Annotated in this window: 17 protein-coding genes; 15 read left to right on the top strand and 2 right to left on the bottom strand. The window is 39.2% G+C overall.

Features of this window, described 5'->3' with window-relative positions:
* The first annotated feature begins 13 nt into the window (after positions 1–13).
* From ctaD to ctaG, 4 genes are read left to right on the top strand one after another with little or no spacing between them, the layout of a single operon-like run.
* Entirely contained in the window at positions 14–1,879 is a 1,866-nt protein-coding gene (gene ctaD / locus MKY06_RS06915; RefSeq protein WP_013056080.1) for a cytochrome c oxidase subunit I, read from the top strand.
* Complete coding sequence (gene ctaE, locus MKY06_RS06920) at positions 1,879–2,499, top strand: cytochrome c oxidase subunit III (RefSeq protein ID WP_013056081.1); 621 nt, start codon at positions 1,879–1,881, stop codon at positions 2,497–2,499. The genes ctaD and ctaE overlap by 1 nt, the downstream gene beginning before the upstream one ends.
* 4 nt (positions 2,500–2,503) lie before the next feature.
* Positions 2,504–2,836: a cytochrome c oxidase subunit IVB gene (gene ctaF / locus MKY06_RS06925; protein WP_013056082.1), complete on the top strand. Its 333-nt coding sequence runs from the start codon at positions 2,504–2,506 to the stop codon at positions 2,834–2,836.
* Positions 2,837–2,893: 57 nt separating this feature from the next.
* The gene (gene ctaG, locus MKY06_RS06930; RefSeq protein ID WP_289912553.1) at positions 2,894–3,832 is read left to right on the top strand and encodes a cytochrome c oxidase assembly factor CtaG; all 939 of its coding nucleotides are present in this window, start codon (positions 2,894–2,896) and stop codon (positions 3,830–3,832) included.
* Positions 3,833–3,868: 36 nt separating this feature from the next.
* Here the strand turns inward: ctaG and MKY06_RS06935 are convergent, their stop codons facing one another.
* Positions 3,869–4,228: a YugN family protein gene (locus MKY06_RS06935; protein ID WP_013056084.1), complete on the bottom strand. Its 360-nt coding sequence runs from the start codon at positions 4,226–4,228 to the stop codon at positions 3,869–3,871.
* A 185-nt stretch (positions 4,229–4,413) separates the two neighbouring features.
* On the opposite strand from MKY06_RS06935, the gene MKY06_RS06940 reads away from it, so the two are divergent.
* The 4 genes from MKY06_RS06940 (at position 4,414) to MKY06_RS06955 (ending at position 7,643) form a co-directional block, all read left to right on the top strand.
* The gene (locus tag MKY06_RS06940) at positions 4,414–4,833 is read left to right on the top strand and encodes a CBS domain-containing protein (RefSeq protein ID WP_013056085.1); all 420 of its coding nucleotides are present in this window, start codon (positions 4,414–4,416) and stop codon (positions 4,831–4,833) included.
* 190 nt (positions 4,834–5,023) lie between these two features.
* Positions 5,024–6,040 carry a CAP domain-containing protein gene (locus MKY06_RS06945; protein ID WP_029325123.1) on the top strand — a complete coding sequence of 339 codons (1,017 nt, stop codon included), beginning with the start codon at positions 5,024–5,026 and terminating at the stop codon, positions 6,038–6,040.
* An 84-nt stretch (positions 6,041–6,124) separates the two neighbouring features.
* A complete protein-coding gene (locus tag MKY06_RS06950; protein ID WP_013056087.1) occupies positions 6,125–6,901 on the top strand; it encodes a sporulation protein YpjB in 777 nt (258 codons plus the stop codon).
* A gap of 64 nt (positions 6,902–6,965) precedes the next feature.
* Positions 6,966–7,643 (top strand): zinc metallopeptidase, encoded by a 678-nt coding sequence (locus MKY06_RS06955; RefSeq protein ID WP_013056088.1) that lies wholly within the window; start codon positions 6,966–6,968, stop codon positions 7,641–7,643.
* A gap of 30 nt (positions 7,644–7,673) precedes the next feature.
* Here the strand turns inward: MKY06_RS06955 and MKY06_RS06960 are convergent, their stop codons facing one another.
* Complete coding sequence (locus MKY06_RS06960; RefSeq protein ID WP_098399740.1) at positions 7,674–8,540, bottom strand: YitT family protein; 867 nt, start codon at positions 8,538–8,540, stop codon at positions 7,674–7,676.
* Positions 8,541–8,852: 312 nt separating this feature from the next.
* Between MKY06_RS06960 and MKY06_RS06965 the strand changes: the two genes are divergently transcribed.
* Genes MKY06_RS06965 through MKY06_RS06995 form a run of 7 tightly spaced genes read left to right on the top strand, consistent with a single transcriptional unit; the run spans position 8,853 to position 14,439 of the window.
* Positions 8,853–9,182: a nucleotide pyrophosphohydrolase gene (locus tag MKY06_RS06965; RefSeq protein WP_013056090.1), complete on the top strand. Its 330-nt coding sequence runs from the start codon at positions 8,853–8,855 to the stop codon at positions 9,180–9,182.
* Between the two features lie 13 nt (positions 9,183–9,195).
* Positions 9,196–9,996, top strand: a complete 801-nt coding sequence (dapB, locus tag MKY06_RS06970) for a 4-hydroxy-tetrahydrodipicolinate reductase (RefSeq protein ID WP_013056091.1) — start codon at positions 9,196–9,198, stop codon at positions 9,994–9,996.
* 12 nt (positions 9,997–10,008) lie between these two features.
* Positions 10,009–10,407, top strand: coding sequence for a methylglyoxal synthase (mgsA, locus tag MKY06_RS06975; protein WP_013056092.1), 399 nt, complete (start codon positions 10,009–10,011; stop codon positions 10,405–10,407).
* 10 nt (positions 10,408–10,417) lie between these two features.
* Positions 10,418–11,128, top strand: coding sequence for a bacillithiol biosynthesis deacetylase BshB1 (bshB1, locus tag MKY06_RS06980; RefSeq protein WP_053487028.1), 711 nt, complete (start codon positions 10,418–10,420; stop codon positions 11,126–11,128).
* Positions 11,129–12,256: an N-acetyl-alpha-D-glucosaminyl L-malate synthase BshA gene (bshA, locus tag MKY06_RS06985; RefSeq protein WP_098278389.1), complete on the top strand. Its 1,128-nt coding sequence runs from the start codon at positions 11,129–11,131 to the stop codon at positions 12,254–12,256.
* Positions 12,257–12,271: 15 nt separating this feature from the next.
* Positions 12,272–13,465, top strand: coding sequence for a CCA tRNA nucleotidyltransferase (locus tag MKY06_RS06990; protein WP_289912573.1), 1,194 nt, complete (start codon positions 12,272–12,274; stop codon positions 13,463–13,465).
* On the top strand, positions 13,450–14,439 hold the full coding sequence (locus MKY06_RS06995) for a bifunctional biotin--[acetyl-CoA-carboxylase] synthetase/biotin operon repressor (protein ID WP_013056096.1): 990 nt from the start codon (positions 13,450–13,452) through the stop codon (positions 14,437–14,439). The genes MKY06_RS06990 and MKY06_RS06995 overlap by 16 nt, the downstream gene beginning before the upstream one ends.
* Positions 14,440–14,640: the final 201 nt, after the last annotated feature.

Genomic DNA, 14,640 nt, shown 5'->3' on the forward strand with positions numbered 1-14,640 from the left:
GGGAGGTTTAGCGATGAGTACACTCAGTCAAAAGAAGGGTGTAGGTGGAACAATTTGGGACTTTATGACAACCGTTGACCATAAGAAAATTGCCATTCTTTATTTAATTGCCGGCGGTATCTTTTTTCTAGTCGGAGGAGTGGAAGCGCTATTTATACGTATTCAGCTGGCTATACCAAGCAATGACTTTGTCAGTGCAGGAACGTATAATGAAATTTTAACAATGCATGGAACAACGATGATTTTCTTAGCCGCAATGCCGCTTCTTTTTGCCATGATGAATGCAGTTGTTCCGCTGCAAATTGGAGCTCGAGATGTAGCATTTCCATTTTTAAATTTGTTAGGTTTTTGGCTGTTTGCCTTTGGGGGACTCTTTTTAAATCTAAGCTGGTTTTTAGGAGGAGCACCTGATGCAGGTTGGACATCATATGCTTCGCTGTCTATTGCATCACCTGGTCACGGAATTGATTTTTATGCGATAGGTTTGCAGATTTCGGGAGCCGGGACATTGATTTCAGGTATAAACTTTCTCGTGACAATCATTAACATGAGGGCGCCAGGTATGACTTATATGCGTATGCCGCTGTTTACGTGGACGACGTTTGTTGCATCAGCTCTTATTTTGTTTGCGTTTCCAGCACTAACGGTTGGATTGTTTTTAATGATTTTTGACCGCTTATTCGGTGGAAACTTTTTTGACGCCACAATGGGTGGAAACACCATTATCTGGGAACATCTTTTCTGGATATTCGGTCATCCGGAAGTATATATTTTAATTCTTCCAGCGTTTGGTGTCTTCTCTGAAATTTTACCTACTTTTTCAAGAAAGAGATTATTCGGGTACTCGTCGATGGTTTTTGCTACCGTATTAATCGGATTTTTAGGGTTCATGGTGTGGGCTCACCACATGTTTACAACCGGACTTGGTCCGATTGCAAATGCCATTTTTGCTGTCGCTACGATGGCTATCGCCGTTCCAACTGGAATTAAAATTTTCAACTGGCTGTTTACGCTTTGGGGAGGAAGTATTGAGTTTACGTCTCCAATGCTGTATGCTGTCGCCTTTATTCCATCATTTGTTATCGGGGGAGTAACAGGAGTTATGGCAGCTGTAGCACCTGCAGATTATCAATTTCAAGATTCTTATTTTATCGTTGCCCACTTCCATTACGTTATCGTAGGCGGTGTCGTATACGCTATATTAGCGGGTGTCACATACTGGTGGCCAAAAATGTTTGGGAAGATGTTAGATGAAAAGTTAAGCAAAGCAACGTTCTGGCTCTTTTTGATTGGTTTCCACTTAACGTTCTTTATTCAGCATTTCTTAGGTCTAATGGGGATGCCTCGCCGCGTATGGACGTTCTTGCCTAATCAAGGTCTCGACCTTGGGAATGCAATCAGTTCATCAGGAGCTGCTTTCATGGCGGTTGCTACGCTCATTTTACTGTTTAATATTATAAAAACAACTGCCAAAGGACAAAAGGTAGGAGGAGACCCTTGGGGAGACGGACGTACATTAGAATGGGCTATTTCATCTCCGCCTCCAGAGTATAACTTTAAACAAACGCCGCTTGTACGCGGTTTAGATGCATATTGGATTGAAAAAATGGCAGGAAATAAAGAAATGACGCCAGCCGAACCTCTTGGTGATATTCATATGCCAAACTCGTCGTTTATTCCATTTATGATCTCGCTTGGAATGTTTATTGCAGGGATTGGATTTTTGTATCGAAATGACCATGCGTGGGGAGATATTGTGGGGATTACCGGAATGATCGTCATGTTTTTATCGATGTTCTTCCGTTCATGGATTGATGATCACGGCTTTCATATTCATAAAGAAGACTTAGTTGATGATGACAAGGAGGCGAAGATGTAATGGAGACTGAACAAAAGCTAACTGCTGAAACTTTCCCTGCTTCGCCTGAAAAAGCAACGCTCGAAGGGAAAAATAAATTTACTGGCTTTTGGCTCTTTTTAGGCGGAGAGACGGTTTTGTTTGCTTCACTTTTTGCTACTTATTTAGCTTTGCGCAACTCAACGATGTCAGGACCTAAGCCGGAAGAATTGTTTGATATTAAGCTTGTTTTTGCAGCCACGATGATTTTATTAACAAGTTCACTAACAAGCGTATATGCTATGTATCATATGAAAAATTTTGAATTTAAAAAGATGCAGCTATGGTTAGGCGTTACGTGGCTTTTAGGTTTAGCTTTCTTAGGATTAGAAATTTATGAGTTCAGGCATTATGTTCATGAAGGGCATACGTTCACAAGCAGCGCATTCGGTTCTTCTTTCTATGCGCTAGTTGGAACTCACGGAGCTCACGTAACGTTTGGATTGCTTTGGATTGGTTCTTTAATGATTCGAAATGCGAAGCGGGGGTTAAACTTATATAACGCCCCAAAATATTATGTAGCAAGTTTATACTGGCACTTTATCGATGTTGTGTGGGTCTTTATTTTCACGGTTGTATATTTAATGGGAATGGTGGGATAAGCTGATGACGACAAATCAATCAAACTCAGATAACCCAAGGCTCAATTTAGAGTATCGCAAAAAAAGAAATGCAGAAGATATGAAAATGCAAGTTGTCTCTTTTGCGATGATGCTGTTTTTAACACTAATTGCTTTTTTTGCGGTTTATCAAGAGTTTAGCGGATGGTACATTATGCCGGTGATTGTGCTCTTGGCAGTTGTTCAAGTCATCTTTCAACTTTATTATTTCATGCATATGAACCACAAAGGACATACCATACCAGCATTTTTCTTGTATTCAGGCGTATTGGTAGCTCTTTTAACCATTTTAGCTTTTGTAACCATTATTTGGTGGTAAAGAAAAGGGCTGGCATGCGCCAGTCCTTTTCATCATCTGTAGAAGGAGGAATAGACGTTGATTAACAATTTGCGGATGTTTGGTTTTGAAGCACTTTGGAGTCCTTATTATTTTCTAACTATTTGTCTGGTGACCGTCTTATATTTTTTCATCGTTGGTAGATGGAGAGGGAATTTTATGGGAGCGGAGGCCGTAAACAGAAAAACAAAAGCGTATTTTATTATTAGCATGGTTCTTTTATATATATGTAAAGGAGGACCCGTAGATTTACTAGGGCATTTTATGTTTAGTGCTCACATGACGCAAATGGCCATCGTTTACTTGGTGATTCCTCCGCTTTTTATTTTAGGAATTCCGCCGTGGCTAGCTCGTTCTGTTATTTATGTAAAAGGGGTTAAACATGTTTTTAAATTCTTTACAAAGCCTTTAATTGCTCTGCTATTATTTAATGGGTTATTCTCTTTGTATCATATTCCGCTGCTTTTTGATGTTATTAAAACGAATATGATGCTCCACGGAATCGTGAGTGTTGTATTATTTATCGCTGCATTTTGCATGTGGTGGCCACTCGTTAATCAGCTAGAAGAAGAACAAACGCTAAGTTCTTTAAAAAAACTTGGATACATTTTTGCAGATGGTGTACTCCTTACTCCAGCATGCGCGCTGATTATTTTTGCAAATCACTCTTTATATGCGACGTATACAGACTCAAGCGCTTGGGTACAAGCTCTTTCCCTTTGTGTACCATCTTCTATGATTGCAAGTTTAGGGCAGCTTGCTCCCGAGATGTTTAATACGCTGCCGCCCGTGGAAGATCAGCAGCTAGGCGGTGTTATTATGAAGATCATTCAAGAAATTGTGTATGGAACGGTTTTAGGATTTATTTTTTTTCAGTGGGCTCGAAAAGAACGAGAGAAAGATACGTACATGCCCGATTTTACTGAGCCTCAAGATATAAAACCAAAGGAATTTCCGTCTACTCCTCCTTTGAATTAAAAAAAGCGCAGTGTGATTACTGCGCTTTTTCTAATTCTATAGCTGAACGGTTTCAAGCTGTGATTTGATTTGTGTTAATATCTTTTCACACTGTTCTACAAGGGATGGCGGAAAGTATTCGCCGTCTCCATATTCTACACCGTGAGGATAATAATGTTTGCCTAGTAGAGGTGTCATAAGATGAATAACAGCATGCCTGCCCCCTACATCGCCTGAAATAGCATGTCCTTGGACTCGCAAATAGAAGGTATCTCGCTGAAACTCGAATTTTCGATCGTACGTGACGCGTTCATAATCCCATTGTCCGGCGCGGACCAGACCAAATTGATGCATAATCTCATCTAATAAATCTAAATCAACCTTTAATGAATCAAATTTTGCATATTCAAATTTCATATGAACTCCCTCCCAAAACAGATATACCCCAATTAAATCATAAGCCGAATGGATAAAACTTGCAATATCTAATAAGGAAAAATGTAAACGTTATCTATTTTTATTTAAACGTTTTAAATACGAAAGTTTACTAAAAAGTTGGTCACACTATAAAACGAACACACGATGTAAAGGAGGATAAAACAATGAAAACTGTACAAGAGGTAATGACAGCTGATACGGAAACATGCACCACGCTTGATAACGTATATGAAGTAGCAGTGAAAATGAAGGAATGGAATGTAGGAGCAATTCCAATTGTCGATAGAGATCAGCTAGTAGGAATGATTACAGATCGAGACTTAGTTATAAAAGGCATTGCAGAAAAGAAGCCAAATTCAAGTAAAGTAACGGATGTTATGAGTGAAGAGCTTATAACTATTACAGCGGAAGCCTCTGTAGAAGAAGCTTCTAAGCTTATGGCTCAACATCAAATCCGTCGTCTTCCCGTTGTGGAAAATCAAAAGCTAGTAGGGATTGTATCGCTAGGTGATTTATCAACGTTTCGCTATGCAAATGAACGTGCAGGAGAAGCGCTCTCAGACATTTCACAACAAACGCATTAAAAAGCGAAAGCCAACTGTTTGCAGTATATTCGTAAATAGTTGGCTTTTTCTTTTGTTTCCTTCATACCGATAGCTATTTTTTTTTGAATGCATGTATAATAGAGATAAAAATAAGTTAAACAGGTAAAGAAAACAGGTGTAAGGAGAGGAAGAAAAGCTGAAAAAAGTTATTTTTATTCTCGTATTAATAGTGGCATTTGTATACGCGGAGGATTATTTACCTCAGCTAGAAAAATATCTAACGGGTCAAAATATTGAGCAAAACCAAACGGATTCCAAAAGTCAGCCCACACAAGAAGTGGCTTCTTATGAAAAACAAAGTGAAAATATGATGAGGCTTATTGGAGATCATTCAGAACAGTTAATTGGAATGCTTGGAGAGCCGGATCGTATTGATTCTTCTGCATATGGCTATGACTGGTGGATTTACAAAAAGAATCGTCAAACGTATGCGCAGGTAGGAGTAGAAAATAATCAAGTCGTATCTGTATACGTCATTGGCTCAAAAACAAATACAGATCCTTTTGAGATTGGTGAGAAGCGAGAGGAAGTAGAAAAAAGAGTTTCACTTTCATCCGAACTCACGCTTCAAAAAGACGGAAATGAATACCGATTTCGTCTGAGTGAAGAGGATATGAAAATGCGTCCCATTATTAAATATGGAGATGTATACGTCCAACTATATTTTGATCAGTTCCTTAATACAATCTCAAGTATTCGAATTATGGACATGGACACGCTATTAAAACAGCGCCCGTACGAAATTGTTTATCGCGGCGAGCTTCCAACAGCTCCGTCATTGACATCGGAGGAGTGGAAAAGTGTCCAAGAAGGAGAAGAGCAGCAAATTATCGATATTACAAATGTAATTCGAGACCGGTTTCAGCTGTCACCTTTAGCTTGGGACGAAGCCACTGCTGGAGTAGCTTATTTACACAGCAAAGAAATGAGCGACTTAAACTATTTCTCTCACGTTTCACCAGCACAAGGTGATTTAGGCAACCGTCTGCAAAAAGGTGATGTAGTATATCGTATCGCGGGCGAAAATATTGCCTCGAATTATCAGGATGGAATCGCTGCGGTTGAAGGGTGGCTTAATAGTGAGGGACATCGTAAGGCTTTACTCAATAAAGAGTTTACGCGTCTTGGTGTAGGTGTATATGAGAAATATTACACGCAAAACTTTATCACTCCGATGAATGAATAGTAAGATTAAAACTTCCTTTTGAAAATAGGTCTACTCTTGTCCTCTTTCTCATAAGTTTTAGTAGAGGTTAGAGGAGGGACGAGAATGAAAGGAAGAATAGTAGGAATATTGCTCGTACTTTTCTTTGCATATACGACTACTGTACATGCAGCTGAAGGGCAGTGGGAAAAGCTTGATAACTTATCTGATCAAACGCTATCGCTTGTAGAGCAAAAGGAGTATAAAGCAGCCCAACATTTGTTCAGAAACTTTTCGAATGAATTTACCAGTCTCAATACAGCTTCTTTGGGCGTATCGGCCGAAGATATACGTATTTTAACTCTTTGTTATGAACAGGTAGAAAGGTCTCTTTTATCTTCTGATTCCAGTGATGAAGAACGTCTTCAAAAAGCTACTCAATTTCGATTGTTAGTCGATGCGCTGCACAGCAAGCATCAGCCTATGTGGACTGAGCTCGAAGGCAGTATGCTAGCAACATTTAAAGAGATGCGAAATGAAGCGGTAAAAGGAGAACAAGCGGCTTATGAAGCGCAGCTTAAGCAATTTTTGAAGGAATATGATATGATCTTACCGAGCGCGCAGGTAGACGTGTCGTCTCCCTACGTACAGCGTGTGAGCGCGGACGTTCACTTTTTACAAACTGAAGGAACGCCAAGTGAGATTAACGATGAGCAGTTTAACCAAATGGAACAAAACTTAAAAGATTTTTTTGAACAAGTAAAAGAAAATCGTACAGACCCGTCTTTTATTTGGGTTACAATTACCACCGGAAGTATTATTATTGCTACACTTTTTTATGTAGGAGCGCGAAAATATTTTGCTGACCAGAAAAGAAAGTCAGCTAGAGGGCGTAATGATTGACGTAAAAGCGCAGAATTGTCTAAAATAAAAGAGTAGTCAAACACATAATGAAAGGTGTGGGTAAATGAGCTTTTTGATTTATTTTCTCATTATTATCCTTGTGCCAATTTGGGCACAGTTTAAGGTGAGAAGTGCTTACAAAAAATATTCACAAGTAAGCAACTCATCAGGAATGACAGGCGCAGAAGTGGCAAGAAAAATTTTGGATGAAAACGGGTTGTACAACGTTCACGTAGAGCCTGTAGGCGGATTTTTATCGGATCACTACGATCCTCGTTCAAAAGTAATTCGTTTATCAGAAGACAACTATTACGGAACGTCTGTTGCGGGCGCTGCCGTTGCGGCTCACGAAGTGGGACACGCGATTCAAGACAAAGAAAACTATTCGTTTTTACGTCTTCGCCACTCCCTTGTGCCGGTGGCAAGCCTTGGATCAAACGCTTCTTGGATTTTAATTATGATTGGAATTATCGCGTCGATTAAGCCGTTGCTATTGTTAGGTATTATTTTCATGGCAGCAGCGGTCGTATTCCAAGTTGTAACACTGCCTGTTGAATTTAACGCTTCAAGCCGAGCGATGACGCAAATCGTCTCAGTCGGAGCGATTCGAAATGACGAAGAGCGCGAGACGCGTAAAGTGCTTAACGCAGCGGCTTTAACATACGTAGCAGCCGCAGCAGTAGCAGTTCTTGAGTTGGTTCGTTTAATCATGATTTATACAGGAATGAATAACGACGACTAATAAAAAAATACCGCATTAGCGGTATTTTTTTTATCTTTCAAGCGGTTTTTTATTTTCATCAAGGGTAAATCCTTCGCCTAAGACATCATGAACATCCGTAACTGCAACGAATGCGTGTGGATCTACAGAAGTAATAACTTGCTTTAAACGGAAAATTTCATTTTTACTAACCACGCAGTATAGCACGTTGGTATCTTGCTTAGAAAAAGAACCTTGTCCTTTTAAAATCGTCACGCCTCGATCCATTTCTTTCATAATTTTATCCGATATGGCTTCGTTATGATTTGAAATGATCGTTGCTCCTTTCGCGGCATACGCGCCGTCTTGCATAAAGTCAATAACCCGTGCAGCGACAAAGACTGCAACAAGTGTGTACATAGCTTCTCGGTAGGATAAATAAATGAGAGACGCACTAATCACAATAAAGTCAAAAAGAAACATCGTTTTTCCCATATTCCACCCGATATATTTTTGAACAACACGTGCGATGATATCGACTCCTCCTGTTGTTCCTCCAAACCTGAAAATAATGCCAAGACCCACTCCAATAAAAACACCGGCAAAAAGAGCTGCTAGAGTCATATCATGACGCAGGGGCATATTCACCGGGAAGCGCTGGAATATCCATAAAAATAGCGATAAGCTAATGACTCCGAGCATGGTATAAATAAATGCTGTTCTCCCTAATAGTTTCCACCCTACAAAAAACAAAGGAATATTTAACACTAAGTTAGAATAAGAGGGATCAATGTTAAATAAGAAAAATAAAAGCAGGGTAATGCCTGTGAATCCACCTTCAGCTAAATTGTTTTGCATGTTAAAATTAACAAGTCCAAACGCAAATATGGCAGCACCAAGCAGTATAAAAATAATATTTTTAAATCTGAGACCTTTCATACTTACAAACCTCCTATGACCGTTTTTGCACTACCTTATCATAAAGGAATATATTTCATTTCGTAAATAACTATCGAAAAGATTTTTGAAAATAGTAAAAAGTGATGATGTTTCTTCGAGTGCTATGTATTAGTAGTATCCTCAATTCGTAAAATATAGACAGATTTTTGAGAATTAAGGGAAACGCGAGAAATATTGTGAAAGAGCATCTGACAAAGGCTTGGTAAGAAGAAGTAATTACACTAAATAATTTGAAGTAAAGATGTTATAATAGTAAGCTGAGTGTACTTCTAAAAGAGGTGAAATAAAAAGATGTCAAAAAAAACGATGGAGCAAATGCAGCAAGAAGTTGATGCATATATTAGCCAATTTAAAGAAGGATATTTTAGTCCTCTTGCTATGCTTGCGCGAATGTCGGAAGAAGTGGGCGAATTATCGCGCGAAATTAACCACTATTATGGTGAAAAGCCGAAGAAAACGACTGAAGCAGAACGTACGGTCGAAGAAGAAATGGGCGACATTTTATTTGTATTAATTTGCTTTGCAAATTCATTAAATATTGATTTACAAGAAGCGCATGATCGCGTTATGAATAAATTTAATACGCGTGACAAAGATCGCTGGACGAAAAAAGAAGACTAAGGAGAGAAAAAGAATGGACAAAATTCGAATTGTACTTGCAGGACCAAGAGGTCGTATGGGAAAAGAAGCTGTATTATTAATAGAAGAAACAGAGCATTTTGAATTAGTAGCAGCGGTAGATCGTATCAATGAAGGAAAATACATAAGTGATATTGAAGGAATGCCAAATGTACAAGCGCCAATCTACACGGATATTGAAAAATGTTTTCAAGACGTTAAGGCAGATGTTTTAGTTGACTTGACAACACCTGAAATTGGGCGCGTTCATACTAAAACAGCCCTAACATATGGAGTAAGACCTGTTGTAGGAACCACTGGCTTTTCAGAAGAAGATTTAAAAGAATTAAAGCAGCTTGCTGAAGAGAAGGAACTTGGCTGTATCATTGCACCTAATTTTGCGATTGGCGCTATTTTAATGATGAAGTTTTCACAAATGGCAGCTAAATACTTTGATGATGTTGAAATTATTGAAATGCATCACGATCAAAAGTTAGATGCACCATCAGGAACAGGCTTAAAAACAGCGGAGCTTATCAGTGAAGTTCGTGAAGCAAAAAAACAGGGTCATCCTGAGGAAAAAGAATTGCTAGAAGGGGCGCGCGGCGCAGATTATGAAGGAATCCGCCTACATAGCGTACGCCTGCCAGGGCTGATTGCTCACCAAGAAGTAATGTTCGGAGGATTTGGACAAACATTAAAAATCCGTCATGATTCATACAACCGTGCTTCTTTTATGTCAGGTGTGAAGCTAGCTGTTGATACAGTTATGAACGTAGACACACTTGTATATGGATTAGAAAATATTATTGACTAAGGAGCGAGAAAAATGAAAATCGCCTTAATTGCACATGATAAAAAGAAAAATGATATGGTACAATTCACAACAGCCTATCAAGCGATTTTACAGGAACATTCGCTGTTCGCAACAGGAACAACAGGAACGCGTATTTCAGAAGCAACAGGTTTGAAGGTTCATCGCTTTCAATCAGGGCCGCTTGGAGGAGATCAGGAGATAGGAGCTTTAATTGCTCAAAATGAAATGGATATGGTTATTTTTTTCCGCGATCCGTTAACAGCTCAGCCTCATGAACCTGATATTTCAGCTCTGATGCGCCTATGTGACGTCTATGCGGTTCCTCTTGCAACGAATATGGGAACAGCAGAGATTTTAATTCATGGACTTGAACGAGGCGATTTGCATTGGCGTTCAATTATAAAAAAATAGGGTGAAGATAATGAAAGAAACAATAGATATCCTTGCCTTTGGTGCTCATGCCGATGATGTAGAAATCGGTATGGGTGGAACCATTGCAAGAATGAGTGAACAAGGTTTGAAGGTAGTTATTTGCGATTTGACGCAAGCTGAACTTTCTTCAAATGGAACGGTTGAAATTCGAAAACGAGAAGCGTCCAAAGCTGCTGATGTCTTAGGTGTTCATGAGCGAATTCATCTGCATTTGCCAGACAGAGGTTTGGTTTTAAAGGCAGAGTATATAGCTGAAATTGCATCAGTCATTCGCACGTATCAACCAAGGATTATATTTGCTCCTTACTTTGAAGATCGTCATCCTGATCATGGAAATTGTGCAAAGCTTGTAGAAGAGGCCATGTTTTCCGCTGGCGTTAAAAATTATATCGATTATAAAAAGCAAAAAGCTCATCGTGCTGAGTCTCTTTATTTCTATATGATAAATGGATTTCATAAGCCAGATTTTATCGTAGATGTATCAAGCACGTTTCAAAAGAAAGTAGCTAGTCTAGAGGCTTATGAAAGTCAATTTATAAAAACAGCAGATACGTTTGATACGCCGCTGGTAAACGGATATATTGAAACGGTAGAGAGCAGAGAGAGATTATTTGGCAAAGAAGTCGGGGTAGCATACGGTGAAGGTTTTTTATCTAAAAAACCGATTTTGATGTACGACGATTTAGTAGGTGGAAAATAAATGAAGTTAAAAATTGGTATTACATGTTATGCTTCCGTTGGAGGTTCAGGAGTGGTAGCAACGGAGCTAGGGAAGCTGCTGGCTGAAAAGGGGCACGAAATTCATTTTATTTCCTCTAGCATGCCTTTTAGATTGACGAAAGTATATCCAAATATTTATTTTCACGAAGTAGATGTAAATCAGTACTCCGTCTTTAAATACCCTCCGTATGATCTCGCTTTATCCAGTAAAATGGCTGAAGTGGCTAAAAGAGAAAAGCTTGACATTATTCATACGCACTATGCAATCCCCCATGCCGTTTGCGGGATTTTAGCTAAACAAATGGTGGAGCACGAAGTGAAAATTGTGACGACTCTTCATGGGACAGATATTACGGTTCTAGGAGAGGATCCATCGTTAAAAGATTTAATTAAATTTGGAATTGAGAAATCAGATGCAGTGACTGCTGTATCTCAGTCACTTGTTGATCAAACTCACCATTTAATTAGTCCAGATAAAGAAATTGAAACGATGTATAATTTTATTGATGAACGAGTTTATCATAAAAAAGAAGTGCAGTATTTAAAAGCGGAGTATGGCATATTAGAAAATGAAAAAGTCGTTATTCATATTTCAAACTTTCGTCAAGTCAAACGAGTTACAGATATAGTCAAAACATTTGCTATTATTAATAAAAAGCTTCAGTCTAAGCTGCTGCTTGTAGGGGACGGCCCTGAAATGACGGTTGTGTCTCAATTAGTAAGAGATCTAAATCTTCAAGATTCTGTGTTATTTCTTGGGAAACAAGAAAATGTAGCAGAATTATATTCGATTAGCGATTTAAAACTGTTATTATCTGAAAAAGAAAGCTTTGGGCTTGTACTTTTAGAAGCTATGGCTTGTGGTGTTCCATGCATCGGAACAAATATAGGCGGAATTCCCGAAGTAATTGAACACGAAAAAACAGGATATATTTGCGAAGTGGGAGACGTCGAAGAGGCAGCGAGCAAAGCAATTCAGCTACTTGAAAATGAACAGCTGCATCACCAAATGAGGGAAGCGTCTCTAAGCGCAGTTAATCATAAATTTCATTCAACAGAGATTGTGAGTCAATATGAAAAACTTTATTATAAATTGGTACAGGGTTGAAGAATGGAGGAAGTTATGAAAGAACCGTTCATTCATCCGCTTTATATTATTGAAAAGCTGGAGACAGCCGGTTACGAAGCGTATTTTGTTGGAGGAGCGGTCCGGGATCTCATTTTAAATCGGACGATTGGAGATATTGATATCGCTACGTCAGCTAGGCCTGAACAAGTGATGGAACTCTTTCCTAAGACGATTCATGTAGGAATCGAGCATGGTACGGTTGTCGTTGTCCATGAGAACGAGACCTATGAGGTAACCACTTTTCGCTCTGAGGGAGAATATGATGATTTTCGTCGTCCCTCGTCCGTTACGTTTATTTCGTCTCTGATAGAAGATTTGCAGCGTCGCGATTTTACAATCAATGCAATGGCTATGAATGCAAAAGGAGAAATTATTGATCCATTTAATGGAAGAGAAGATTTGCGAAACCAGTTAATTCGCACTGTCGGAAATGCTAAAGAACGCTTTCATGAAGATGCTCTTCGTATGATGAGAGCCGTTCGCTTTGTCAGTCAGCTGGCGTTTTCGCTGTCTGATCAAACTAAAAGAGCCATTCAGCAATATGGTGAACTGCTGAGGCATGTTTCTATTGAACGCATTACAGTTGAATTCGAAAAAATGCTGAGCGGAAAGCGTCCGTCTTTAGCATTAGCACTTGTAGCAGATACGGAGCTGTATCGCTACTTGCCCCAATTGAATGTAGATCCGCAAAAATTCCGATCTGTTTGTGCACACGATTGGATGATGCTTCAGCGAGTATCGGAGTCATGGACACTTCTGGTACATCTACTCGACATTCAAGACAAGCAGGCATTTTTTAAAAGCTGGAAATTATCTAATAAGCAAATTAAAGATATTCAGCTTCAGTCTATTGGTCTTCGAGACGTTTTGGAAAATGGATGGTCAAAGCGCATCATGTATACAATTGGAGAGCAGGCCAGCGTAAGCGTGAATCGTATTTTACAACTTCTTCGAAGCAATGAGTATATGAATGAACATGAGCTTCTTTACATCTATAACGAGCTGCCTATTCATTCTTTAAAAGATTTAGATATAAATGGTCAAGATCTTTTAGTGTGGACAGGTAAAAAGGGTGGTCCATGGGTGTCTCAACTGTTAAAAGAAATTGAGGAGAAAATTCTATACAATGAGTTAATGAACACGAAATCTTCAATAAGAAAGTGGGTGCAGTCTTGCAGTCAGATATAAGAAGAACGCTGCTTGAAATGTTTACGAACGCAGATGGGGACTATGTGTCCGGCCAAAAGATCAGCGATTTATTAGGCTGTTCAAGAACAGCTGTATGGAAGCATATCGAAGAGCTGCGAAAAGACGGCTATGAACTTGAAGCTGTTCGTAAAAAAGGCTATCGCATTGTTGGGAAGCCGAACAAAGTAAGCAGCAACGAGCTTTTATTAGGGCTCCAAACAACAAAAATCGGTCAGTATATTCATTATGAGGAAAGCGTGCATTCTACTCAAAAAATTGCTCATCGAATTGCTCAAGAAGGAGCCAAAGAAGGAACGGTTGTAGTTGCTGAAGAGCAAACGGCAGGGAGAGGAAGACTTGATAGAGCGTGGTATTCCCCAAAATATACTGGTGCCTGGATGAGTATTATACTGCGTCCTTCTATCCCTCCGCAGCAGGCTCCTCAGCTGACTCTACTATCAGCAGTGGCTGTTGTACAGGCCATTCAAGAAGTGACGAACCTTTCTCCAGACATTAAATGGCCTAATGATGTTTTATTAAATGGGAAGAAGCTAGTGGGGATTTTAACAGAAATGCAGGCTGATTTTGACCGGATTCATTCGGTCATCATTGGAATTGGCATCAATGTGAATCAGCAGGAAACGGATTTTAATGAACAAATCAAACACATTGCCACATCTTTACGTATTGAAAAAGGTGAAGAAATTAATCGTGCGGCTTTGATGCAAGCGTTTTTCTTAAAGTTAGAAACCCTTTACGAAGAATACTTAAAAAATGGCTTTGGTTTAATTAAAGTTCTTTGGGAAACGTATGCGATCAGCATTGGCAAGCGAATTATAGCACGCACGATGACAGCCAACATTGAAGGCTTTGCAAAAGGTATAACGGATGAAGGCGTTTTATTGATTGAAGATGATGAAGGAGTTATACACCGAATTCATTCTGCAGATATTGAGCTCTCTGCTAAAAAATAGTAGAAAAATAAAGGAATTTTTATTATAATACGAGTATCAAGGTAGTATCGCAAGAACTTCACTTGATACTCGTTTGTTTATTTTTAATACGACAATAAATCTGCCTTGATCCATTAAGGACTAGGACAGAGGGATGACGCGTAGGTAAGCACATTAGGTAAAGTGTGCTTTTTATAGATGAAGTCTGTCAAAGTCCTTCTT

The organism is Priestia sp. FSL P4-0332, assembly GCF_038005845.1.
GTDB lineage: Bacteria > Bacillota > Bacilli > Bacillales > Bacillaceae_H > Priestia.

Excerpts from the sequence above, each read along its gene's own strand:
- bshA (WP_098278389.1), top strand. The coding sequence starts at position 11,129 with ATGAAGTTAAAAATTGGTATTACATGTTATGCTTCCGTTGGAGGTTCA.
- ctaE (WP_013056081.1), top strand. The coding sequence starts at position 1,879 with ATGGAGACTGAACAAAAGCTAACTGCTGAAACTTTCCCTGCTTCGCCT.
- mgsA (WP_013056092.1), top strand. The coding sequence starts at position 10,009 with ATGAAAATCGCCTTAATTGCACATGATAAAAAGAAAAATGATATGGTA.
- MKY06_RS06965 (WP_013056090.1), top strand. The coding sequence starts at position 8,853 with ATGTCAAAAAAAACGATGGAGCAAATGCAGCAAGAAGTTGATGCATAT.
- MKY06_RS06950 (WP_013056087.1), top strand. The coding sequence starts at position 6,125 with ATGAAAGGAAGAATAGTAGGAATATTGCTCGTACTTTTCTTTGCATAT.
- MKY06_RS06935 (WP_013056084.1), bottom strand. The coding sequence starts at position 4,228 with ATGAAATTTGAATATGCAAAATTTGATTCATTAAAGGTTGATTTAGAT.
- MKY06_RS06955 (WP_013056088.1), top strand. The coding sequence starts at position 6,966 with ATGAGCTTTTTGATTTATTTTCTCATTATTATCCTTGTGCCAATTTGG.
- ctaF (WP_013056082.1), top strand. The coding sequence starts at position 2,504 with ATGACGACAAATCAATCAAACTCAGATAACCCAAGGCTCAATTTAGAG.
- MKY06_RS06940 (WP_013056085.1), top strand. The coding sequence starts at position 4,414 with ATGAAAACTGTACAAGAGGTAATGACAGCTGATACGGAAACATGCACC.
- dapB (WP_013056091.1), top strand. The coding sequence starts at position 9,196 with ATGGACAAAATTCGAATTGTACTTGCAGGACCAAGAGGTCGTATGGGA.
- MKY06_RS06990 (WP_289912573.1), top strand. The coding sequence starts at position 12,272 with ATGAAAGAACCGTTCATTCATCCGCTTTATATTATTGAAAAGCTGGAG.
- bshB1 (WP_053487028.1), top strand. The coding sequence starts at position 10,418 with ATGAAAGAAACAATAGATATCCTTGCCTTTGGTGCTCATGCCGATGAT.
- MKY06_RS06960 (WP_098399740.1), bottom strand. The coding sequence starts at position 8,540 with ATGAAAGGTCTCAGATTTAAAAATATTATTTTTATACTGCTTGGTGCT.
- ctaD (WP_013056080.1), top strand. The coding sequence starts at position 14 with ATGAGTACACTCAGTCAAAAGAAGGGTGTAGGTGGAACAATTTGGGAC.